The organism is Xanthomonas cissicola, assembly GCF_008801575.1.
In the GTDB taxonomy this organism is placed as follows: domain Bacteria; phylum Pseudomonadota; class Gammaproteobacteria; order Xanthomonadales; family Xanthomonadaceae; genus Xanthomonas; species Xanthomonas cissicola.
Genome location: NZ_VZPL01000060.1, coordinates 1 through 23,041, shown reverse-complemented (window position 1 = coordinate 23,041; position 23,041 = coordinate 1). Strand labels below are relative to the sequence as shown.

Sequence of the window (23,041 nt, the reverse complement as noted above, 5' to 3'; positions counted from 1 at the left end):
CACCCCACGTAATGACTTCATGAGCAGCCACGCCGACAGCAAGCCCTGGACCGTGCCCGCCTTGGCGCAGGCCAAGCGCGAGGGTCGAAAACTGGTCATGTTGACCGCGTACGACGCCGGTTTCGCGCGCACCTTCGACGCCAATGGCGTGGACCTGATCCTGGTCGGCGATTCGCTCGGCATGGTGGTGCAGGGGCACGATTCCACCTTGCCGGTGACCACCGCCGACATGGTCTACCACACGGCTTCGGTTGCCCGTGCGCTCGATCGCGCCTTGCTGGTGGCGGACCTGTCGTTCCAGGCCGACGCCACGCCTGAGCGTGCATTGGACGCCGCCACCCAGCTGCTGCAGGCTGGCGCGGAGATGGTCAAGATCGAAGGCGCCGGGCACAAGCTGGAGGTCATCCGTTACCTGGTCGAGCGCGAGATCCCGGTCTGCTCGCACCTGGGCCTGACCCCGCAATCGGTGCTGCGGTTCGGTGGCTACAAGGTGCAGGGGCGCGGCGAGGCTGGCGAGCAGCTGCGTCGTGACGCACAGGCCGTGGTCGACGCCGGTGCCAGCCTGTTGGTGCTGGAATGCGTGCCGACGCCGATCGCCACGCAGATCAGTGCAGACCTCAGCGTGCCCACCATCGGTATCGGTGCCGGCCCCGGTTGCGACGGCCAGGTGCTGGTGATGCACGACATGCTCGGGCTGGACAGTGGCCACCGCCGGCCCAAGTTCGTCAAGGATTTCCTGGCCGAAGGCGGCTCGGTTGCCGGCGCGGTGCGCGCCTATGCACAGGCGGTGCGCGACGGCAGTTTTCCCGATGCAGAGCACGCGTACGCCGCATGATCCAGACCCTGACCGATCTTTCCGCACTGCGCGCCCTGGTCAATGGCTGGAAGCGCGAGGGCTTGCGTGTGGCGCTGGTGCCTACCATGGGCAACCTGCACGCCGGGCATTATTCGTTGGTGATGCTGGCGCGCCAGTACGCCGACCGCGTGGTGTCCAGCGTGTTCGTCAACCCGACCCAGTTCGGCCCGAATGAAGATTTTGCGCGCTACCCGCGCACGCCCGAGGCCGACCTGCGTGGCCTGGAAGACGCCGGTTGCGATGCGCTGTGGCTGCCGGACGTGGACACCATGTATCCGCTCGGTACCGCGCTGGCCACACCGATCCACGCGCCCGGCGTCAGCGATGTGCTGGAAGGCGAATGCCGGCCCGGGCATTTCGATGGCGTGTGCACCGTGGTGGCGCGATTGTTCAACCAGGTGCAGCCGGACGTGGCCGCCTTCGGCAAGAAGGATTACCAGCAGTTGGCGGTGATCCGGCAGATGGTGGCCGACCTGGCGTTTCCGATCGAAATTTTGGGCGGCAGCATCGTGCGCGAGGCCGATGGCCTGGCGATGAGCTCGCGCAACCAGTATCTGTCGGCGGAAGATCGCCCGATCTCGAGCACGATCCGCAAGGTGCTGCTGCAGATGCGCGACAGCTATGCCGCCGGCACGCCGCGTGCGCAGGTGGAAGATGCGGCCAGCCACACGCTGGAACAGGCCGGTTTCCGGGTCGATTACGCGGTGGTGCGGCTGCCTGATCTCAGCGAGCCAGGCGACAGCCACGCCGGCGCGCGCGCGGCCTTGATCGCGGCCCGGTTGGGCAACACGCGCTTGATCGACAACCTGGAATTCTGAGCAGGCCGACGCGCCGTCGGAGCCGTCCGGCAGCGCCAGCGAACGGGGCGCGCGTTTGCGCGCGCTGCGCAGGCCTGAAGCCCTCACCACCGGCCGCAGCGCAAACCGGTGGGGACGGGCGCTTTCCGCTAAAATGCCGGCTTTCCTTTTGTCGTTGCCTGCGTCCATGCATCTGTCCCTGCTGAAAGCCAAGATCCACCGCGCCACCGTCACCCACTCCGAGCTCAACTACGAAGGCTCGATCGCCATCGACGGCCTGCTGCTGGAAGCGACCGGCATCCGCGAGTTCGAACAGGTCCATATCTGGGACGTCACCAACGGTGCGCGTTTCAGCACCTATGCCATCCGCGCCGAAGACGGCAGCGGCATCATGTCGCTCAACGGTGGCGCGGCGCGTCACGTGCAGGTGGGCGATCTGATCATCGTGGCGGCGTTCGCCAGCATGAGCGAAGACGAAGCCAAGACCTTCAAGCCCAATCTGGTATATGTGAACGCGCACAACGCGATCTCCCACACCAACCACAGCATCCCCACGCAGGCCGCATGACACAGACCAACGGATTCGACGCGCTTCACGCCCACGCCCAGCGCCTGTGCGGCGCTGCCATCCCCGCATTGCTTGCCGCCGAGCCGGAACGGCCGACGCAATACGCCAGGCAAGTCGGTCCGTTGTATTTCAACTTCGCGCGGCAAAAGTACGACCGCGCCGCGCTCGATGCGCTGTTCGCCATCGCGCGCGAGCGCGATCTTTCCGGCGCGTTCCAGCGCCTGTTCCGTGGCGAGCAGGTCAATGTCACCGAACAGCGCGCTGCATTGCACACCGCATTGCGCGGCGACCTGACCGATGCGCCGGTGGCCTCCGAAGCGTATGCCACCGCCGAGGAAGTCCGCCAACGCATGGGCGCGCTGATCCAGCAGCTGGAAGCCACCGACGTCACCGATATCGTCAGCGTCGGCATCGGCGGTTCGGACCTTGGTCCGCGGCTGGTAGCCGATGCCTTGCGGGCGCCGTCGGGCGCGCGTTTCCGCGTGCATTTCGTCTCCAACGTCGATGGTGCGGCGATGCAGCGCACGCTGGCCACGCTGGACCCGGCACGCACCGCCGGTATCCTGATCTCCAAGACCTTCGGCACCCAGGAAACCCTGCTCAACGGCAGCATCCTGCATGCCTGGCTCGGTGGCAGCGAGCGGCTGTACGCAGTCAGTGCCAACCCCGAGCGTGCCGCCAAGGCCTTCGATATCGCACCCGGCCGCGTGCTGCCGATGTGGGATTGGGTGGGCGGGCGCTACTCGCTGTGGTCGGCAGTGGGTTTCCCGATTGCATTGGCCATTGGTTTCGAGCGTTTCGAACAACTGCTGGAAGGCGCCACGCAGTTCGATGCACATGTGCTCAACACGCCGCTGGAAGAAAACGTTGCGGTGTTGCATGGCCTGACGGCAGTGTGGAACCGCAACCTGCTCGGTAGCGCCACGCACGCGGTGATGACCTACGACCAGCGCCTGGCACTGCTGCCGGCTTACCTGCAGCAGCTGGTGATGGAGAGCCTGGGCAAGCGCGTCAAGCTCGATGGCTCGGCGGTGGACAGCGACACCGTGTCGGTGTGGTGGGGCGGTGCCGGCACCGATGTGCAGCACAGCTTCTTCCAGGCGCTGCATCAGGGCACCAGCGTGGTGCCGGCCGATTTCATCGGCACCGTGCACAACGACGACCCGTACGCGGAAAACCATACTGCGCTGATGGCCAATGTGCTGGCGCAGACCGAGGCGCTGGCCAACGGCCAGGACAGCAGCGACCCGCACCGCAGCTACCCGGGCGGCCGCCCGAGCACGGTGATCCTGCTCGATGCGCTCACCCCGCAGGCGCTGGGTGCGCTGATCTCGATGTACGAGCACAGCGTCTACGTGCAATCGGTGATGTGGGGCATCAATGCGTTCGACCAGTTCGGCGTGGAGCTGGGCAAGCAGTTGGCCAGCCAGTTGCTGCCGGCGCTGAAGGGCGAATCGGCCGATGTGGCCGACCCGGTGACGCGCGAGCTGCTGAACAAGTTGCGCGGCTGAGCATTTGCGCATCGCGCTTAAAAAAACGGGGCCTGCGGGCCCGTTTTGTTTTGGACGGCATGGTCGACCGCATTGTTTGGACAAAATGGACAAATTTCCTAAATTGGGAATTTGAGAGTAGGCTGATCGCCAGCACTCCGCCCCGGATTTCCCCATGTCGCGCTTCCAGGATCTGCTCGAGCTCGAAAAATCCCCCGCCGCCGACATCAAGGTGAAGGGCTGGCCCAGCCTGATGCGCAAGGTGCGCTCGCATGGGGCGGTGGTGATCACCAACCACAATCATCCCGAAGCGGTGGTGGTGGATGCCGAGGAGTATCGGCGCCTGGTCAATCAGGCCAGTGCGGCGGCCGCAACCTCGGCGCGCGCGCAGTCGCTGCAGGCACTGCAGGCGAAGTTCGACGCGCATCTTGCGGTGACGACTGAGGGTGCGGGCCTGGCCAAGGCGATCGCCACACCGGCACGCCGCGGCCGCAAGGTCGCCCTGGGCCCGTCGCTGTAAGCGATGGGCCATCTTCTGGTGCTGGCCGGCGTCAATGGCGCGGGCAAGAGTTCGTTACTGGGTCGTTTTCTGCTGGAGGACGGCGCCACCTGGTTCAATCCTGATGCCTTCACCAAGGAACTGGTGGAGCGGGGCTGGGCGGCTGCAGAGGCGAATGCGCAGGCCTGGCAGGAAGGCGTACGGCGGCTGCGCCAGGCCATGGCCGATGGCAGCGATTTCGCCTTCGAAACCACGCTGGGCGCGACGACCATTCCGCGCCTGCTGCGCGAGGCTTGCGCGCAACAGACGGTAGCGGTCTGGTTTTGCGGGTTGGCGACGGTGGATCTGCACATCGAGCGCGTGGCAGCGCGGGTTGCGGCCGGCGGTCATGCCATTCCCGAACACAAGATCCGCGAGCGTTACGACGCCTCGCGTGCCAATCTGATTGCGTTGCTGCCGCATCTGGCCGTGCTGCATGTCTACAACAACAGCGCACCGGCCGACGCCGCGGGTCAGGCATCGCCCACGCTGGTACTGGAACTGGACCGCAGCGGCCTGCATTACCCGCAGACGCCGGACGAGCTGGCGCAGGTGCCTGACTGGGCCAAACCCATCGTGATGGCGGCGCTGGAGTTGCGGCAGTCTTGAGCCGCGCGTGCGGTCTGATCTGATTCTCACCGACGCGGCCAGACATCCATCGACCTCACCCGTAGGAGCGCACCCGGGCGCGACAGGCCATCCGGGCAACGCTCCTCGCGCCCAGGTGCGCTCCTACCGGCCTTGCGACAGCAGCGAGAACGCCACGCTGCACGGGTCAGCCTCACCCGTAGGAGCGCGCCGGGGCGCGCCGGGGCGCGACAGGCCGTACCGGCAACGCTGCTCGCGCCCAGATGCGCTCCTACCGGGATGCGACAGCAGCCAGAATGCCTCGCTGCACGTGTCGGCTGTAGCGGCATGCAGCGCCGCAACGCAAAACGGCGGCGCTTACGCCTTGCTCAACTGCACGGCCACCGGGTCGCCGGTGAGATAACCCACCGCTCCACCGAAGCGGTCCTTGTAGTTGGCGCGGACCAGCGGATCCAGCGTGGCCTTGACGGTGTCGTGCAACGGGCTCTCCCAGTCGCCGGGATGCTGGAAGTTGCTCATCACATAGGTCCAGCCGTGGATCTCGTCGACCGCGTGCAGGCCGGTCGATTCGGCGCCCGCCGGCACCGACAGCACGCGCGTCAGCGTGCCGCTGTCCACGTTGTAGGCCCACAGGAAATTATTGACGTGCAGGCTGCTGTCTTCGCCGATGAACAAGGTGCGCAGCGATTCGGAGAACTTGAGGTTGTCCGGGTTGGCGATCCGTTCCGGGTCGGCCAGATTGCCGAGCGCATCGGCTTTAGCCAGGTTGTGTCCGGTGAGGGCAGCCGGGGCGGCCATGTCGATCGGCACCCAGTCGCTATGGATCGGGGCGCCTTGGCTGTCGCGCTGGCCGCCGCGCAGGTTCAACGCATACACCGCGCCGGCTTCCGGACCCTCGACTTTCACATCGCCCGAGCCGTTGAGCATGCTGGTGACGATGTAGGACATCGCCATATAGGCGACCTTGTCGTGCGCGTTGACGGTGGTGCCTTCGAGCTTGGTGAAGCCCAGGCTGCCGCCGGCCAGCGCGGCATAGCGATGGGTTTCCAGGTACGTGGCGGCCTTCTCCATGCCGGGCTTGATGCGGATCCAGTTGAAGGTGCCGTTGAACGGGATCTTGGTGAACGAGGCATCGCCCGGGTCGCTCAGGTGCACGTCGAGGATGTCGGCAGCGGTGAGGCGGTCGGCCATGGCCTGGATCTCGGCACTGGTGGCATGGCCAAGCTTGATCCAGCGCAGCGTGGCCGCGCCCGGGCCGATGCCCGAGGTCTGGTGCCACTTGCCGACATACAGGGTGCCGGCGGAGAGATCGGCCTTGCGGTCGGCAATGAACATGAAGAGCCCGCCGTTGGTCGCGTCGTCGCCCATCAGCACCGTGCGTTGGTCGGGCATGACCTGCACCAGCTCGTGCGAGATGCGGCCCAGGCAGTAATGCTTGCGCACGCTGCCGGTGCCGTCCGGGTGCACGGTGATTTCCGGCAGATGGCCGTAGTGGTACGGGTTGGCTTTATTCGGATCGCCGTACAGATGCGTGCTGTAGCTGCGGAACTGCGTGTTGCCGGCCAATGCCGTGGCATCGGGCTCGTACTCTTCGCTGGACAGGTGGGTATTCCACGGCGACAGGCTGGCGCCGCAGGTGGTCCACAACCCATGGACCGGTGCGGTGTCGACATTGTGGTACTTCACCAGCGACAGCTTGCCGGTGGCCGGGTCCTGATCCAGCGTCAACACGGCGATCGGCGCAGGCAGGTGACGGTTGGTGTCGTTGCCGGCCAGGTCGCGGGTGGTGTATTCGAACTGTACCACGGCGAACACGTGGTTGCCCTTGACGCCTGGCACCTTGGCATTGGGCAGGGTCAATAGCGAGGAGCCGTCCGGGCAATCGGAAAAGAACGGACGTTCGGAACCGGGTTTGGAGCGGTCGATGATCGGGCGATGCTGGATGTCGTAGTACCCGCCGGCCAGCACGGTGCCGCCGTTGCCGTCCGGCACCTGGTCGCCGGTGACGAAGAACGGGTGGTAGGCCAGCGCATAGCGCTGCGTGCTGCCGTCGCTGCGCGTCACGCTGAGTGCCGAACCGACCGTGGTGGTGGCCATTGCGGCCGGGTCGGCCAGGCTCGGCGCCGGCATGCCGTGGAAGGTGGCCGAGACCAGGCGGGTCGGGTTCTCCGATTGCCGCAGTGGGCGCGCGGCCCACGCCGCACCGCCAAGCTGTTGCAGGGCGGCAGCGCTGGCGTTGCCGAGCGGCAACAGGGGAACGGCCGCCAGCAATTGCATCAGGCGACGACGGGAGGGGTCGGGGGAGGGGGACATCGAAACTCCAGACAAAGGCAACGATCAACGATGGCAATGGCGCATCGGCAAGCCGGTCACGCTAGGCCTCTGGTATGACAGTTGTTTGACAGCAAGCTCACCCGTTGGCCTGCGTTCGAACGTGTCGTGGCAAGCGAGCGCTGCCAGAGACCCTCGACATGCCGATACTGCGCACTAGCCTGAGCTGCAGGTGGTGCGATGCAGCAAAGTGGATCTGCTCGCGCTGTCAGACGCGGCAGCGGATTAGGTGGTTTTGCGCGGTTTCACAGGTGCTGCCGGTATTCCAATGCTATAGCCGCGGCCAATAAGTTGCCCGGTATTCGGCATACGGGCAGCCGTTGTTGACAGGGTAGGGGAATCACGCAAGCGTACGCCGCCTAATGGCCTGCGGCGCAACGCATTGCCGTGGGAGAACCACCCTGGAGAAACGAATCTTGGACAAGCTGCTCCGTCGTACCGCCGCGCCCGTCGCGCGTCGCGCCCTCTGCCTGGCCACCGCTGCGGCGGTGCTGATGTTGGCCGCCTGCCAAGGCAAGGACACTGCTGCCGAGGCGAGCAAGGCGGCTCCGGTCGCCGCACCTGCCGAGGCGTCGACCGCCATCCATCCGGACCAGTGGCCGTCGCCGAAGTGGCCATTCGCGCAGGACGCGGCGCTGGAGCAGCGCATCACCGATGTGATGGCCAAGATGAGCGTGGAAGAGAAGGTTGCCCAGACCATCCAGGGCGATATCGCCAGCATGACCCCGGACGACGTGCGCAAGTACCGTATCGGCTCGGTGCTGGCCGGCGGCAATTCCGATCCGGGCGGCAAGTACAACGCCAGCCCGGCCGAATGGTTGAAGCTGGCCGACGCGTTCTATGAGGCGTCGATGGACACCTCCAAGGGCGGCAACGCGATTCCGATCATCTTCGGCATCGATGCGGTGCACGGCCAGAGCAACATCGTCGGTGCCACGCTGTTTCCGCACAACATCGGCCTGGGTGCCACGCGCAACCCGGACCTGATCAAGAAGATCGGCGAAGTCACCGCTGCCGAAACCCGCGTCACCGGCATGGAGTGGACCTTCGCGCCGACCGTGGCGGTGCCGCAGGACGACCGCTGGGGCCGGACCTACGAAGGCTATTCCGAGTCGCCGGACGTGGTGGCCAGCTTTGCCGGCAAGATGGTCGAAGGCGTACAGGGCGTGCCGGGCACGCCGCAGTTCCTGGACGGCAGCCACGTCATTTCGTCGGTGAAGCATTTCGTCGGCGACGGCGGCACCACCGACGGCAAGGACCAGGGCGACACCAAGGTGTCCGAAGCTACCATGCGCGATATCCACGCCGCCGGTTATCCGCCTGCGATTGCCGCTGGCGCACAGAGCGTGATGGCCTCGTTCAACAGCTTCAACGGCGAAAAGATGCACGGCAACAAGGTCATGCTGACCGACGTGCTCAAGGGCCGCATGAATTTTGGCGGATTCGTGGTCGGCGACTGGAATGGCCACGGCCAGGTCAAGGGCTGCACCAACCAGAATTGCCCGGCCTCGTTCATCGCCGGTGTCGACATGGCGATGGCCGCCGACAGCTGGAAGGGCATCTACGAAACCGAACTGGCGGCGGTGAAGTCCGGCCAGATTTCGGCCGAGCGTCTGGACGATGCCGTGCGCCGCATCCTGCGCGTGAAGATGCGCCTGGGCCTGTTCGAGGCCGGCAAGCCGTCCAAGCGCCCACTCGGTGGCAAGTACGAATTGCTCGGAGCACCGGAACACCGTGCCATCGCCCGCCAGGCGGTACGTGAGTCGCTGGTGCTGCTGAAGAACCAGGCCGGCATCCTGCCGCTGAATCCGACCAAGCGCGTGCTGGTGGTCGGCGATGGCGCCAACGACATGGGCAAGCAGTCCGGCGGCTGGACCCTGAACTGGCAGGGCACCGGCACCAAGCGCAGCGACTACCCCAACGGCACCACCATCTGGGAAGGCCTGGACAAGCAGATCAAAGCCGCCGGCGGCAGCGCCGAGCTGGCCGTGGATGGCGCCTACAAGACCAAGCCGGACGTGGCCGTGGTGGTGTTCGGCGAAAATCCGTATGCCGAATTCCAGGGCGATATCGCCACCCTGCTGTACAAGCCGGGCGACGAAAGCGAACTGGCCCTGATCAAGAAACTCAAGGCCGAAGGCATCCCGGTGGTGGCGGTGTTCCTGAGCGGGCGTCCGCTGTGGATGAATCAGTACATCAACGCCTCCGACGCGTTCGTCGCTGCCTGGTTGCCGGGCTCCGAAGGCGAGGGCATTGCCGATGTGCTGCTGCGCAAGGCCGATGGCTCGGTGCAGAACGACTTCAAGGGCAAGCTCAGCTTCTCCTGGCCCAAGACCGCCGTGCAGTTCGCCAATAACGTCGGCCAGAAGGACTACGACCCGCAGTTCAAGTTCGGCTTCGGCCTGACCTACGCCGACAAGGGCGACCTGGCAGCACTGCCGGAAGAATCCGGCGTGTCCGGCGAGCAGTCGGTAGGCGGGATGTACTTCGTGCGCGGCAAGCCTGCGCTCGGCATCGCCATGCAGCTGTCCAACGCCGGCCAGGCCAACATGCCGGCAACCACGCTGCCGGTGGGCTTGTCCGATGGCAGCCTGAAGATGACCGCAGTCGACCACAAGGCGCAGGAGGATGCGCGCCGTCTGGTGTGGTCCGGCAGTACCGCCTCCAGCGTGTTGCTGGTGTCCGCCAAGCCGGTGGACGTCTCGCGTGAAAGCAACGGCGATGTGCAGTTGCAGCTGACCCTGCGCCGCGACAGCGCGGTGACCGCGCCGGTGTGGCTGGGCGTGGGCTGTGGCGGCAAGTGCGGTGGTCGTGTCGACGTCCAGAAGACCCTGGCTACGCTGCCGCAAGGCCAGTGGAAAGTGGTCGGCGTGCCGTTGAAGTGCTTCGCAGTGGCCGGCGCGGATGTGACCAAGCTGACCCAGGTCGCCAGCATCGAAAGCGCTGCCGCGCTGGACCTGTCGGTGTCCAGGGTGTCGCTGGGCGCGCTCAACGAAGCCGAAGTCACCGTCGACTGCCCGGTCAAGTAAGCAGCATTCCAGCTGGCGTGCGTGCGCGCCTGGGGGATGAGACCAAACAGCTGCGTCGCCAGTGCTGGCGGCGCGGTACAGCGGCCACCCTGATCGGTGGTGTCATCAGCCGCCGCGGGACGCGTGCGTCGATCGGCCGGGATGGCCTGCAGCTGCGGTTCGCCGCGTTGCCGTGGCGCATGCTGTGCGTTGCGGCGGCATTCTGCAGGCCTGTCTGGCGTTCGACGCACACCCCAAAGCCAGACAGGAGAGTGCAGTGGGTTTGGCGACGTTGGATATCGTGATCGTGCTGGTCTATCTGGCCGGCATCTTCGTGCTCGCGCAGTGGGTCTCGCGCGAGAAGGCAGGCCATAGCAAGAGCGCCGAGGATTATTTCCTGGCGAGCAAGTCGCTGCCGTGGTGGGCGATCGGCGCATCGCTGATCGCTGCGAACATTTCGGCCGAACAGATCATTGGCATGGCCGGTTCGGGCTATGCGATCGGTCTGGCGATCGCCTCTTACGAATGGATGGCGGCGCTGACCCTGCTGATCGTCGGCAAGTTCTTCCTGCCGATCTTCCTGCGCAACGGCATCTACACCATGCCGCAGTTTTTGGAGCAGCGTTACGGCACGTGGATCCGCACGCTGATGGCAGTGTTCTGGCTGCTGCTGTACGTGTTCGTCAACCTGACCTCGATCCTGTGGCTGGGATCGATCGCGGTCAGCCAGGTCACCGGCATGGACCAGACCCTGGCGCTGGCGTTGATCGGCGTGTTCGCGCTGGTCTACCAGCTGTATGGCGGATTGAAGGCGGTGGCGCTGACCGACATCGTGCAGGTCACCCTGCTAGTGCTGGGCGGCCTGCTGGTGGCGGGGCTGACCCTGGCGCGCATTGGCGACGGTGCCGGCGTGCTGGCCGGCTTCCAGCACCTGTGGACTGCGCACCCCGAGCACTTCCACATGATCCTGACCAGGGACAACCCGTTCTACAAGGATCTGCCGGGCCTGAGCGTGCTGCTCGGCGGGCTGTGGGTGATGAACATCAGTTACTGGGGTTTCAATCAGTACATCATCCAGCGCGCGCTGGCCGCCAAGAACATCGGCGAGGCGCAAAAGGGCATGGTGTTCGCCGCGTTCCTGAAGCTGCTGATGCCGTTGGTGATCGTGGTGCCGGGCATTGCCGCAGTGGTGCTGGCGCCGGATCTGGCCAAGCCCGACCAGGCCTACCCGACCATGATGCAGTTGTTGCCGACCGGCATCCTGGGCCTGGTGTTTGCCGCGTTGGTTGCGGCGATCGTGGCCTCGCTGGCCTCGAAGATCAATTCGGTGGCGACGATCTTCACCCTGGATTTCTACGCCAAGTTCCGTCCGCAGACCGAGCAGAAGCAGCTGGTGCGCGTTGGGCGTCTCGTGGCCGCCGCCTCGGTGCTGATCGGCATCCTCACTGCGCGGCCTTTGCTGGGCAACTTCGATCAGGGCTTTCAGTTCATCCAGGAATTCACCGGCTTCTTTACCCCAGGCGTGGTGGTGATCTTCATGCTTGGCCTGTTCTGGAAGCGGGCCAACGAAGCCGGCGCGCTGACCGCGGCGATCGGCTCGGTGGTGCTGTCGTTCGCGCTCAAGTTCGCCTGGCCCGAACTGCCGTTCATGGACCGCATCGGTGTGGTGTTCGTTGCCGCGCTGGTATTGGCGGTGGTGGTGTCGCTGCTGACGCCTGCCACGCAGGCACGCGATCTGATCCGTACCAACGACGTTGCCTACGGCACCACGCTCGGCTTCAAGATCGGCGCCGCCGGCGTGATCGCGATTCTGATCGTGCTGTACACCGTATTCTGGTAAGCAGCGATGTCTTGAAACGCAGCGCGGCGTGGCACCTTGGTGTCGCGCCGCGCTGCGTTGACAGCCTGCCGTTTCGGAGGCGCCAGCCCTCGTCAAGCGGGTTTGGATGGCCCACAGGAGCCACTGCGCACGCGTGGGAGATGCCGCTCGAGTACCGCACGCGCCACCGAGTGGTGGACGCGGTTGGTTTGTTGGCTGCGCCTAGACGCGCGCTGCGGCCAAGCTGGCGGCAAGCAGGTTGACCGGCGCGGCATGTTGCTCGTGCCACGGCGTTTCTAGCCAGGTTTCCAGCGCGGCGGCCGGCATCGGTTTGGCGATCCAGTAGCCCTGGCCTTCGTCGCAGCCCCAGGCGCGCAATTGAGCGTACGCCTCCGCCGATTCGATGCCTTCGGCGACCACGCGCTGGCCCAGACTGTGGCCAAGCTGGATCATCGCCGGTACCAGGGTGCGATCGGTTCGGCTGTCCGGCAGCGAGCGGATGAAGGATTGATCGATCTTCAACGAACTGGCCGGCAGCTGCTTGAGATAGCTGAAGTTGCTGTAGCCGGTGCCGAAGTCGTCGATGGCGATATGCACGCCCAGCGCCGCAATGGCGGCCAGTTGTTCGGCCAGGTGATCGGGGTGGCGGATCATCGCGCTTTCGGTGAATTCGATCTCCAGCCGGCGCGGGTCCAGCTTGTGACGATCCAGGCCGCGCCGCAACAGGCCGGCAAAACCGGGGCGATCCAGATCGGCAGCCGACACGTTCAAGGCCAGGTTGAAGTCCAGGCCTTGCTGCTGCCAGCGCGCTGCCTGCGCAATGCCGTTGTCGATGACCCAGGCGGCAATGCGGTTGATCAGCGCAGTTTTCTCGGCCATCGGAATGAAATCCGACGGCATCACTGGGCCGATCATCGGGTGCTGCCAGCGCAGCAAGGCTTCCACGCCTACGCAGCGGTGGTCGTGCAGATCCACGCGCGGTTGAAAGTGCAGGCGCAGTTGGCTGGAGCTGTCCAGGGCAGCGGGCAGGGCGGCGAGCAGGCGGAAGGTGTTGCGCTGGGCGACATCGTGCTTGCGCTCGTACATGCTCCACGGCAGGCAGCGCTCGCGCGCGATATCCACCGCGGTGGTCAGTGAGCGGATGGTATCGGCGGCGCCGTAGCTGGACTGCAGCGACACCGCGCCGATCGAAGCCACCGCGGTATGCGGAATGCCCTGGTGTTCCAATGGCTCGGTGAACGCCTTGGAGACCTTGGTGCATAGCGTGGCCAGACGCTGGCCTTCCGCCTGGGCCAGGAAGCCGAAGGTCGTCGGGTCCAGCCGATACAGCAGGGTGCCGCCGGGCAGATAAGCCGCAAGGCGACGCTGCGCCAGGGCGACGTAGCCGTCTGCGTATTCCCAGCCCAGCGCCTTGACCATATCGCGGAAGTAGTCGCTGCCGCAGACATCAATGGCCACCGCCGTGGTCGCCGGCGCAGTGTCGCGTTGCGACAGCCAGGTATCCAGGTCTTCGCTAAAGCGCGAGCGATTGGGCAGCCCGGTCGGACCATCTCGGTAGGTGGTACTGCGCAGGTTTTCCACGCGCAGCACGGCCAGGTCGCGCAGGCCTTCCAGCTGCGTGATCGCAGCTTGATCCAGCCCTGGGCGCGGGCTGGTGCCGATCACGCACAAGGTGCCGATGCGATGGCCGTCGCGCAGCTTCAGCGGTGCGCCGGCATAGAAGCGAATGAACGGCGGGCCCAGCACCAGCGGGTTGTCGCAGAAGCGCGGATCCAGTTGCGCATCCGGCACCACCATCACCTCGTCCGAGCGGTTCGCATGCGCGCAGAACGCCTGGCTACGCGGCGTTTCGCGCGCTTCCAGGCCGATGCGCGCCTTGAACCACTGGCGGTGCTCGTCCACCAGCGAGACCACCGCAATTTCCGCGTCCAGGCTGCGCGCGGCCATCGCGGCCACGGTGTCGAACACCGGGTCTGGCGGCGAATCCAGCAGGCACAGGCCGCGCAGCACCTCGAGCCGGGTGGACTCGTCGAGCGTGGGCGGAAGAAGAGACTCGGCAGCGGCGGGCAGGGAAGGCATGTGCTCGTATCGGCCTGAAGCGTAATCCCTTGACCGGCGGTGGCTGGCTCCGTTCAGTTGCAGTACGGGACGCAGCACGTGTTGGAATTCATGAACGGTACCGTCGCCGCGTCAGCCGTGCGCCGCACGCGATTCGACTGCGATCTGCGCGGCGCTGTCGCGGCCATGCGCCGTCTGCCGGGGCTGGAATGCGTGCCCACACCAACGCGCGTGGCGCATGTGTCCTCCGGTGACAGCGCCTAAATATCTCGCGTGCGCTGCCGATCATCTTTTGACCACAGCAGTGTCGACGCAACCATCTGCATCGCACATGCGACCAATGATCTTTAACCGATGTTTGCTTTTGTGATGTGCGTTCGACTCATGGGTGTCACGAATTGACACAGTCTTCACCCGTGCTGTGAATCTCGCCATCGCGGTTTTGTCACTTCTATTTTGGAATCATCGTGAATTCATTGCTGTCTTTTGCACAACGCACGCTCCTGGTCGTCGCCGGTCTGGCCGCGTCGTCTGCCGCCCATGCAGGGCTCACGGTGTCCGGCACGCAGTTACGCGAGTCCAATGGCAATGCATTGGTGCTGCGCGGCGTCAACCTGCCGCATGCCTGGTATGCGGGCCGCACCGATGCGGCGTTGGCAGCCATCGCGGCCACCGGCGCCAACAGCGTGCGCGTCGTGCTCAGTTCCGGCTACCGCTGGACGCGCACACCGGAGGCCGATGTGGCCCGCATCATCGCGCGCTGCAAAAGCCTGGGCTTGATCGCCGTGCTGGAGGTCCACGACACCACCGGCTATGGCGAAGACACCGCCGCTGCGAATCTGGTCAATGCGACCAATTACTGGGTCGGCATCCGCAAGGCGCTGATCGGCAACGAAGACCATGTGGTCATCAATATCGCCAACGAACCGTTCGGCAACAGTCTTGCTGCCAGCGAATGGGTCAACGGCCATGCCACCGCCATCGCCACCTTGCGCAAGAATGGACTGACCCACGCCTTGATGGTGGATGCGCCCAACTGGGGCCAGGACTGGAAATTCTACATGCGCGACAACGCCGCTGTTCTGCTGGCGCGCGACAGCCGCCGCAACCTGATGTTCAGCGTGCACATGTACGAAGTGTTCGGCAGCGATGCCACGATCAACAATTACTTGCGCGCCTTCAACGATAAAAAGCTGGCGCTGGTGATCGGCGAATTCGGTGGGGACCATCGCGGTGCGCACGTGGACGAAGCGGCGATCATGCGCCGCGCGCGCGACTACAACGTCGGCTACATGGGCTGGTCATGGTCGGGCAACGACAGCAGTACGAAGTCGCTGGACATCGCGATCGGCTGGAATGCGGCACAACTGAGCACCTGGGGGCGCAACTTGATCCTGGGCACCGATGGCATCGCAGCAACCTCGCGTCGGGCGAGCGTGTTCGGCCCGCTGTGAGATTGAAGTCCTGCAGTCGGCGCCTGTAGTTTTCCGAAACGCATTGAAGCGCACTGCAAAGCTGTCGAACTGCGGCCCGTTGCGGGGCCGGTGCCGGCACCTGGGCGCGTGACACGCTCGCACGCTCGCACGCGCGTCCCTGCAGGCCCTCGCGCGGCATCCATGCGGCGTGGGGTCCGGCGACAGGGGGAGACGGCTAGCGTAACGGCCCAGGGCTCGGGCGCTTGGTCAGCTTGCGCTGCAGCGAGCGACGATGCATGCCGAGCAGGCGCGCGGCCGCCGACACGTTGCCGCCGGTTTCGTGCAGCGCCTGCTGGATGTGCTCCCACTGCAAGCGGCTGAGCGGCGTCATCATTTCCTGCGCGCTTTCTTCTTCGTCCGGCTCTGGCAGGTCGTCATCCTCTTCGCCCAGCGCCCGCATGATGGTGGGGATATTGGCCGGCTTGGGCAGGTAATCATCGGCGCCGAGTTTGATCGCCTCCACCGCAGTGGCGATGCTGGCGTAACCGGTGACCAGCAGAATGCGCATGTCGGCACGGATCTCGCGCAGCGGCTGGATCAGGCTCAAACCGGAGTCGTGGCCGAGCTTGAGATCGATCAACGCAAAATCCGGCAACGCGCTGCGTGCCGTGGACAACGCACTGGCCGCATCGGTGGCGGTGAGCGTTTCCACGCCGCGGCGTGCAAGGCTGCGTTGCAGCGTGCGCAGGTACAAGGTGTCGTCGTCGACCAGCAGGCCGGTACGGATCGGGGGACTTGTCATGCGAGTGCCTCGTGGTCGGAGAGCGGCAGACGGAAACCGACGCGCGCGCCGCTGCCTTCGGCGGGCAGCATCCACAACTCGCCCTGCAGGCGTTCGACGGTGGCATGCGAGAGCGCCAGTCCGACGCCCATGCCGTCGTGCTTGCCGCTATTGAATAGCGTGCCCGGCAGCATCGCTTGCGCGGTGTCGAAGCCGGGTCCGTAGTCGCGCACTTCGCCGCTGAGATGGTCGTGTTCCACGCGCAGGGTCAGGTCGATCTGCGGGCGTCCGGCGCGTTCGCCGGCATCGGCGGCATTGTTGAGCAGCACCATCAGCAGGTGGCTGACGCCGGGCTGCAGCATCAGGCGCATTGGCGCGTCCTCGTTGCGGCGCAGCTCGATGGTGGGGCGCACCAGGCGCCATTGTTCCAGCACTTCTTTCACGGCCACCTCGCGGCTCAGATGGCCGTTGTCGGCAGGTGCTGCCAATGCCAGCACGCGCTCGTGGCACTGCACCAGCAGCTCGCGCAAGGTGTCCAGGTCCTCGCGCAATTCGCCCTGCTCGCACTGATCGGCGATGTCGTCCACCAGCAGGGTCATGGTGGCCAGCGGCGTGTTCAATTCGTGCGCCACCGAGGCCGCATGCGTGGCCAGCGCGACGATGCCTTCGTTGCGCGCAAAGCGCTCACGCAAGGTCGAGATTTCGCGCTCGCGCTCGCGCATCGAAAGAGCCAGCCGTGTCGCGAACGCCAGCACCACCACGGTGGACAGCAGGAAGTTGGCCGCCATGCCCCACATGTGCAGGCTGAGCGGGTCGAAGCCGCCGTAGGGCAGCGGCAGACCGAACGCTGCGCTGATCACATAGCCGGCCACGCACGATGCCGCTACCGCCATCGCCCAGCTCAGCGGCAGCGCCAATGCGGCCAGCGCAATCAGCACCAGGAATAACGAGCCGAACGGGTTGGCGATGCCGCCGCTCCAGCCCACCATCCAGGTCAGCACGGTCACGTCGACCAGGATGTGGCCGAACTCGGTGGCCGGGCTGACTGCGCCGCGGTGCGCCACGCGCAGCTGCGCATACAGGTTGAAGACCGCCAACGCGGCCACGCCGGCCCACAGGGGTTGCTGCGGCAGGTTCAGGCCCATCAGCCCGGTCGCGACCAGGATGGTGGCGGCCTGGCCGGCAGTGGCCAGCCAGCGCAGGCTGCAGAGGGTCCGCAGGAAGGAAGCGTCGGAGCTGTTCATCACGGCAATGCTATGCGCTTGGAAAGACGGTGGCCTGCGACAAACCGTCGCATCGGCCTAGAGCGTGTTATGGACGTTGAGATGAGATGCGTTGGCCGTCAGCGGTGCGGCGCGCGCTCCGTGCCGCTACGGCCAACCCGCCGGGAAGCGCCCTGCGGCGCGCCGATACCGCGTTGCGTGCCTTGCCCAAGGCGGCCAAGCCTGGGCAGGCGCACGCCTTGTCTCGACGCGCCACAGGGCGCTTCGCACTCACCTCAACGTACATGACACGCTCTCCAGATCGGTGCGCATCCCGCTTCAGCTGTGAGCGCACGGCGGACAGGCTAAAATAGCCCGATGCATGACGCCGTGACCCGCCCAACCCCTCCCGCCGACGCCACCGCCTGGCCGCGCCGCATCACCCAGGCCGTCAAGATCGGCAGCGTGACCGTGGGCGGGGGCCATCCGGTCGTCGTCCAGTCGATGACCAACACCGACACCGCCGACATCGCCGGCAGCGTCAAGCAGGTCGCCGATCTGTGGCGCGCCGGCTCGGAAATGGTGCGCCTGACCGTCAACAATGCCGAGTCCGCTGCTGCCATTCCGCGCATCGTCGACAAGCTGCGCATGATGGGCATCGAAGTGCCGTTGATCGGCGACTTCCATTACAACGGCCATCAATTGCTCGCTGCCGAGCCGGCCTGTGCCGAGGCGCTGGCCAAGTACCGCATCAACCCGGGCAATGTCGGATTCGGCAAGAAGAAGGATCTGCAGTTCGGTCAGTTGATCGAGTTCGCCATCAAGTACGGCAAGCCGGTCCGGATTGGTGCCAACTGGGGCTCGCTGGACCAGTCGCTGGCAGCGCAGCTGATGGACGAAAACTCGCAACGCGACACCCCGTGGGACGCCGGCCGGGTGCTGCGCGAGGCGCTGATCCGCTCGGCGGTGGATTCGGCCGAGCGTGCGGTGGAGCTGGGCCTGCCGCGCGAGCGCATCATCCTGTCGGCCAAGGTGTCCGGCGTGCAGGAGCTGATCGCGGTATATCGGGACATGGCCAGCCGCTGCGATTTCGCGCTGCATCTGGGGCTCACCGAAGCCGGCATCGGCAGCAAGGGCATCGTGGCTTCGGCGGCGGCATTGAGCGTGCTGTTGCAGGAAGGCATCGGCGACACCATCCGTATTTCGCTGACCCCCGAGCCGGGGCAGTCGCGCACCCAGGAAGTGGTGGTGGCGCAGGAACTGTTGCAGACCACCGGCCAGCGTGCCTTTACTCCGATGGTCACCGCCTGCCCGGGCTGCGGCCGCACCACCTCCGAGTTCTTCCAGGAGCTGGCCGGCGTGGTGCAGAACCACGTGCGCGCCAAGATGCCGGAGTGGAAGATCACCAACCCCGGCGCGGAAAACATGACCCTGGCGGTGATGGGCTGCGTGGTCAACGGGCCGGGCGAATCGCGCCACGCCAATATCGGTATTTCGCTGCCGGGCACGGGCGAGGCACCGTCGGCGCCAGTGTTCATCGACGGCGAAAAGAGCGTCACCTTGCGCGGCGAAAACATCGCGTACGAATTCATCGAGTTGATCGATCAATACGTCGAACGCACCTATGTCCGCCGCGCCGGCTGAATCGCCGGCCGGGTTCAAGGGATGGTTGCGTAGCAATGCGTGGCGCATGGCGTTGCTGTTTGCCGGGGTGCTGCTCCCATTGGGCCTGTTCGTGGACCTGGCCGACGAAGTCCACGCGCTGGAAAATGTCTACTTCGACGAGCCGCTGCTGTGGAGCATGCGCAGCATCGCCACGCCGGGCCTGGATGCGTTCTTTGGCGCGATCTCCAAGGCCGGCTACCAGTACGGCGTGATTCCGGCCGATATCGCCATCGTGCTGGTGTTGCTGGTCTTGCAGCGCTGGCGCGAGGGCACGTTTGCCGCGCTGGGATTCGGTGGCTCGGCGCTGCTCAACATGGGCGCCAAGCAGTTTTTCCAGCGCGACCGCCCCAGCTTGTGGGAATCGATCGCGCCGGAGAGCACGTTCAGTTTTCCCAGCGGCCATGCGATGGGCTCGATGACGCTGGCAGCGGTGGTCATCGCGCTGGCCTGGAGCACGCGCTGGCGCTGGCCGGTGACCAGTGTCGCCAGCTTGTTCGCGCTGCTGGTGGGCATCTCGCGCATCTACCTGGGCGTGCATTATCCGTCCGACATCCTGGGCGGCTGGTCGGCCGCGCTGGTGTGGGTGGTCGGGCTGTATCTGGTGATGTTCCGCGGCGCGCGGCGGCCGCATTGGCGCACGCCGGCTGGAACGGTAGTAGAGCAGCCCGGGCGCGTGCCGTTTTCCGATTGAGAGCAGCTAACAAAACCACTGCACAGCTGCCAGGCTGGCGTGACCGGTGCTCGGAATCGAGCAGGTACCACTCGAACACTCCGGTTCTAGGCGCGTCGTCCACGCCCACCTGACGACAGCCCGCCCCGGTTTTTTCAGCCGCTGTACCAGCGACTGATACGCTCCCGTTGCGATAGCCGGGCGCCAACGATGGCGCCGATGGAAGCCAGCAAGATCACGTAGTACGCCGGCCCCATCGGGTGCTGCTTGAGCAGCATCACCACCAGCAGCGGAGTCAGGCTGCCGAACACGGCATAGCCCAGGTTGTAGGCGAACGACACGCCGGACAGGCGAACCACTGGTGGAAACGCCTCGACCATCACGCGCGGAATCGCCCCCAGCACGCCTAGCGCAGCGCCGAGCAGGGCATACAGCGGGAACAGCAGGTACGGGTCGCCCGCAAGGCGGTAGAACAGCCATGCGCTGACGCCCAGAAGCACGCTGCCGGCCAGCAGCACACGCCCATTGCCCCAACGATCCGACAGTGCCCCGGCCACCACCGAGCCGACCGCCTGCAGCAGCACTGCCAGAAGATTGGCCTGCAACGCCACCGGTGACGGGTAGCCGTATGCGCTCTGCAGCAGCGTAGGTGTCATCAGCGACACCACCAGCACTGCAGCGGCGATCACCCAGGTCAGCCATAGCGACATTGCCAGACTGCGCGGGTGATCGCGCAGTACCACCTTCAATGGTGTTTCGCGTGCCAGCGCGCGCATGGCAACCAGTTCGGCGAACACCGGCGTTTCATGTAGCCAGCGCCACAAGTACACCGACAGCAGCCCGAAGATGCCGCCGGCCAGAAACGGCAGGCGCCAGGCGTACTCGGCGATTTGGTCCGGAGAAAACGCACGATGCAGTGCGCCGGCACTCAGCGAACCAAGCAGCACGCCGGCAGCCAGGCCAGCGGTCAAGGTGCCGCAGGCCAGCCCTGTGCGCCGCGCCGGCACGTGCTCTGCCACGAACACCCACGCACTGGGAACTTCGCCACCGATGGCGGCACCCTGCAGCAGGCGCATTGTCAACAGCAGCAGCGGTGCGGCCACGCCGATCTGCGCGTAAGTCGGCAGCACGCCAATGGCCAATGTAGGCAGTGCCATCAATCCGATGCTCAGCGCGAACATGCGCTTGCGGCCAAGCAGATCGCCGAAGTGGGCCATCACGATGCCGCCCAACGGGCGGATCAGGTAGCCGGCCGCAAAGATGCCGAATGTCTGCAGCTGCCGCGTCCACTCCGGAATGCCTGGCGGAAAGAACAGCTCGCCCAGCACCTTCGCGAAAAAAATGAAGATGATGAAGTCGTAGAACTCCAGCGCGCCGCCCAGCGCGGACAAGCCCAGCGTCTTGTAATCGCTGCGGGTGAGCTGCGTTGGTGGGGCATGGGTCGTCATGCAGTCGTATCCTGTCGCGGGTGGCGCGCATTGCCATTGACGCCTGCTGATGCGCCGAGCAGGCAATGCTAGCTGCCGGGCGGGGCCGTCGCTACGCCGTTTTCGGCGATGAAATGCCGATGGCACCTATCAGGCCTGGCGCGAGCACGCCTGCGGGCGTCGGTTGCCGCAGGCGTCCGGGCCTTCGCTGCGAATCAGCCGGACACGCTCGCCAGCGCCGCTGCCTCGGCGTGCAGTGCGGTGGTGTCGAACAACGGCAGTTGCGCATCGGTGCTGCTCACCAGCAGCGAAATCTCGGTGCAGCCCAGGATGATCGCTTGCGCACCGTGCTGGCCGAGTTCGGTCATGACCTGGCAGACGTATTCGCGCGATTCGGGCTGGATCACGCCCTGGCAGAGTTCGTCGTAGATCACGCGATGCAGCTGCGCGCGTGCTTCGGCCGGCGGCACCAGCACGTCCAGGCCACGTGCCTGCAGGCGCTGGCGATAGAACGGCTGCTCCATGGTGAAGCCCGTGCCGAGCAATCCGATCCGGCTGAGGCCCGCTGCGACGAGCGCGTCGGCGGTGGCATCGGCGATATGCAGCAGTGGCAGTGGCGTCGCGGCGGTAATCGCGTCGGCAACGCAGTGCATGGTGTTGGTGCATAGCACGATGAAGTCGGCGCCTGCTGCCTGCAGCGCACGCGCGGCGGCTGCCATCGCCTGGCCAGCGCCATCCCAATCGCCGGCGTGCTGCAGTCGCTCGATCTCGTGGAAATTGACGCTATACAGCAGCAGTTTCGCCGAATGCAGGCCGCCGCATGCATGGCGGACGCGCTGATTGATGATGCGGTAGTAGGGCAGCGTGGATTCCCAGCTCATTCCACCGATCAAACCGATCGTTTTGCTTGGAACCGGCATGCGAACTCCATGACAGGACAGCGGATGAGGTTGCACAGCGACGGCACGCAGCGTGCGTTGCGCTTGGGGACTGAAGTCTGAAGTGTATGTCGGCGGTCCCGACCGGATACGTTCCCGATCGCGCTCCGGCAGCTCAGGATCTCGGCTCACTCGCCCGGCTTGGCGCCTTCTACCGGTGCGTGCGTGGCGGCGCGGCGTGCCAGCACGGTTTCGCGATGGGCGATATAGACGTTGGCACCGATGATGATGGCCGCACCGATCACGGTGTGGCGTTCGATCACCTCGCCGAACAGCCACCAACCCAGCAGCGCCACCAACGGCAGTTGCATGAAGCTGATCGGCTGCAGCGCAGAGACTTCGCCCAGCTTGAGTGCGCGCGTCCAGAACAACTGCCCGGCGGTGCCGAAGATGCCAGTGGCCACCAGCCATACCCAGCCGATGCCCTGCGGCCATGTCCATTGGAACAGCGCCGGGATCAGCGACATCGGCACCCAGAACACGTAGGTGTAGAACACCACCGTGTCGGAGTCGTCGCTGCGCGAGAGCTGTTTGATCTGGATCGCGACGATGGCGCTGATGACCGCAGCCAGCAGCGCAATCAGCAAGCCGGGCGTGAACGTGGACGAGCCCGGCCGCAGGATCGTAAGCTCCCCCGTCAAGCAGGCACTTTAAAAGTAGAGCTTTCGGCGTACTTGTTGCGGTACTCGACCGGGGTCATTCCGCCGAGCGAATCATGGGATCTTGCTTGGTTGTAGTCGATCATCCACCAGTGGGCGGCTTCGCGCACCTCGTCGAGGCAGGCGAAGAGATTCAGGTCGAGCACTTCCTCGCGGAACGTACGATTGAAGCGCTCAATGAAGGCATTCTGATTTGGCTTTCCCGGCTGGATGTACTGTAGTGCGACGCCA

General features: G+C 65.5%; 17 protein-coding genes, 1 other RNA gene and 2 pseudogenes. 12 read left to right on the top strand and 8 right to left on the bottom strand.

Translation table 11 applies throughout. From position 1 onward, the window contains the following. Nucleotides 1–19 precede the first annotated feature (19 nt). The 6 genes from panB (at nucleotide 20) to F7R02_RS19355 (ending at nucleotide 4,858) form a co-directional block, all read left to right on the top strand. Nucleotides 20–835: a 3-methyl-2-oxobutanoate hydroxymethyltransferase gene (gene panB / locus F7R02_RS19380; RefSeq protein WP_007965766.1), complete on the top strand. Its 816-nt coding sequence runs from the start codon at nucleotides 20–22 to the stop codon at nucleotides 833–835. Further along, nucleotides 832–1,674, top strand: a complete 843-nt coding sequence (gene panC / locus F7R02_RS19375; RefSeq protein WP_078589605.1) for a pantoate--beta-alanine ligase — start codon at nucleotides 832–834, stop codon at nucleotides 1,672–1,674. The genes panB and panC overlap by 4 nt, the downstream gene beginning before the upstream one ends. A gap of 166 nt (nucleotides 1,675–1,840) precedes the next feature. Then, on the top strand, nucleotides 1,841–2,221 hold the full coding sequence (panD, locus tag F7R02_RS19370) for an aspartate 1-decarboxylase (RefSeq protein ID WP_003481969.1): 381 nt from the start codon (nucleotides 1,841–1,843) through the stop codon (nucleotides 2,219–2,221). After that, nucleotides 2,218–3,732: a glucose-6-phosphate isomerase gene (gene pgi, locus F7R02_RS19365; RefSeq protein ID WP_078589606.1), complete on the top strand. Its 1,515-nt coding sequence runs from the start codon at nucleotides 2,218–2,220 to the stop codon at nucleotides 3,730–3,732. Before panD ends, pgi begins: the two co-directional genes overlap by 4 nt. A gap of 154 nt (nucleotides 3,733–3,886) precedes the next feature. Next, nucleotides 3,887–4,231, top strand: coding sequence for a type II toxin-antitoxin system prevent-host-death family antitoxin (locus tag F7R02_RS19360; protein WP_078589607.1), 345 nt, complete (start codon nucleotides 3,887–3,889; stop codon nucleotides 4,229–4,231). A 3-nt stretch (nucleotides 4,232–4,234) separates the two neighbouring features. Next, the gene (locus F7R02_RS19355) at nucleotides 4,235–4,858 is read left to right on the top strand and encodes an ATPase (protein ID WP_078589608.1); all 624 of its coding nucleotides are present in this window, start codon (nucleotides 4,235–4,237) and stop codon (nucleotides 4,856–4,858) included. 336 nt (nucleotides 4,859–5,194) lie between these two features. Here F7R02_RS19355 and F7R02_RS19345 read toward each other — a convergent pair whose 3' ends face one another. Further along, complete coding sequence (locus F7R02_RS19345; protein WP_078589609.1) at nucleotides 5,195–7,150, bottom strand: PhoX family protein; 1,956 nt, start codon at nucleotides 7,148–7,150, stop codon at nucleotides 5,195–5,197. Nucleotides 7,151–7,584: 434 nt separating this feature from the next. Between F7R02_RS19345 and F7R02_RS19340 the strand changes: the two genes are divergently transcribed. Together F7R02_RS19340 and F7R02_RS19330 are read left to right on the top strand one after the other, a co-directional pair. After that, nucleotides 7,585–10,197: a glycoside hydrolase family 3 protein gene (locus F7R02_RS19340; RefSeq protein ID WP_078589610.1), complete on the top strand. Its 2,613-nt coding sequence runs from the start codon at nucleotides 7,585–7,587 to the stop codon at nucleotides 10,195–10,197. A gap of 256 nt (nucleotides 10,198–10,453) precedes the next feature. Further along, nucleotides 10,454–12,016 (top strand): sodium/sugar symporter, encoded by a 1,563-nt coding sequence (locus F7R02_RS19330; protein ID WP_005923413.1) that lies wholly within the window; start codon nucleotides 10,454–10,456, stop codon nucleotides 12,014–12,016. Between the two features lie 201 nt (nucleotides 12,017–12,217). On the opposite strand, the gene F7R02_RS19325 is transcribed toward F7R02_RS19330, so the two are convergent. Next, the gene (locus tag F7R02_RS19325) at nucleotides 12,218–14,074 is read right to left on the bottom strand and encodes a putative bifunctional diguanylate cyclase/phosphodiesterase (RefSeq protein WP_078589611.1); all 1,857 of its coding nucleotides are present in this window, start codon (nucleotides 14,072–14,074) and stop codon (nucleotides 12,218–12,220) included. Between the two features lie 446 nt (nucleotides 14,075–14,520). On the opposite strand from F7R02_RS19325, the gene F7R02_RS19320 reads away from it, so the two are divergent. Next, nucleotides 14,521–15,507 carry a cellulase family glycosylhydrolase gene (locus tag F7R02_RS19320; protein ID WP_003481985.1) on the top strand — a complete coding sequence of 329 codons (987 nt, stop codon included), beginning with the start codon at nucleotides 14,521–14,523 and terminating at the stop codon, nucleotides 15,505–15,507. Nucleotides 15,508–15,703: 196 nt separating this feature from the next. On the opposite strand, the gene F7R02_RS19315 is transcribed toward F7R02_RS19320, so the two are convergent. Together F7R02_RS19315 and F7R02_RS19310 are read right to left on the bottom strand one after the other, a co-directional pair. Continuing rightward, nucleotides 15,704–16,270 carry a response regulator transcription factor gene (locus F7R02_RS19315; RefSeq protein WP_003481988.1) on the bottom strand — a complete coding sequence of 189 codons (567 nt, stop codon included), beginning with the start codon at nucleotides 16,268–16,270 and terminating at the stop codon, nucleotides 15,704–15,706. Further along, on the bottom strand, nucleotides 16,267–17,493 hold the full coding sequence (locus tag F7R02_RS19310; protein WP_003481990.1) for an ATP-binding protein: 1,227 nt from the start codon (nucleotides 17,491–17,493) through the stop codon (nucleotides 16,267–16,269). The genes F7R02_RS19315 and F7R02_RS19310 overlap by 4 nt, the downstream gene beginning before the upstream one ends. A gap of 336 nt (nucleotides 17,494–17,829) precedes the next feature. On the opposite strand from F7R02_RS19310, the gene ispG reads away from it, so the two are divergent. From ispG to F7R02_RS19295, 3 genes are all read left to right on the top strand, one after another. Continuing rightward, complete coding sequence (gene ispG / locus F7R02_RS19305) at nucleotides 17,830–19,095, top strand: flavodoxin-dependent (E)-4-hydroxy-3-methylbut-2-enyl-diphosphate synthase (RefSeq protein ID WP_003481991.1); 1,266 nt, start codon at nucleotides 17,830–17,832, stop codon at nucleotides 19,093–19,095. Then, entirely contained in the window at nucleotides 19,076–19,807 is a 732-nt protein-coding gene (locus F7R02_RS19300) for a phosphatase PAP2 family protein (RefSeq protein WP_005916262.1), read from the top strand. Before ispG ends, F7R02_RS19300 begins: the two co-directional genes overlap by 20 nt. A gap of 62 nt (nucleotides 19,808–19,869) precedes the next feature. Then, a non-coding RNA gene (locus tag F7R02_RS19295) (sX9 sRNA) lies at nucleotides 19,870–19,947 on the top strand. Here F7R02_RS19295 and F7R02_RS19290 read toward each other — a convergent pair. The 4 genes and pseudogenes from F7R02_RS19290 to F7R02_RS19275 all read right to left on the bottom strand — a co-directional run. Next, complete coding sequence (locus tag F7R02_RS19290) at nucleotides 19,942–21,234, bottom strand: MFS transporter (protein WP_078590041.1); 1,293 nt, start codon at nucleotides 21,232–21,234, stop codon at nucleotides 19,942–19,944. The genes F7R02_RS19295 and F7R02_RS19290 overlap by 6 nt on opposite strands. 194 nt (nucleotides 21,235–21,428) lie before the next feature. Further along, nucleotides 21,429–22,133 carry an aspartate/glutamate racemase family protein gene (locus F7R02_RS19285; RefSeq protein ID WP_078590040.1) on the bottom strand — a complete coding sequence of 235 codons (705 nt, stop codon included), beginning with the start codon at nucleotides 22,131–22,133 and terminating at the stop codon, nucleotides 21,429–21,431. Nucleotides 22,134–22,279: 146 nt separating this feature from the next. Beyond that, nucleotides 22,280–22,786: pseudogene (locus tag F7R02_RS19280) on the bottom strand (DMT family transporter); the annotation flags it as partial. Between the two features lie 2 nt (nucleotides 22,787–22,788). Further along, nucleotides 22,789–23,041: pseudogene (locus tag F7R02_RS19275) on the bottom strand (integrase core domain-containing protein); the annotation flags it as partial.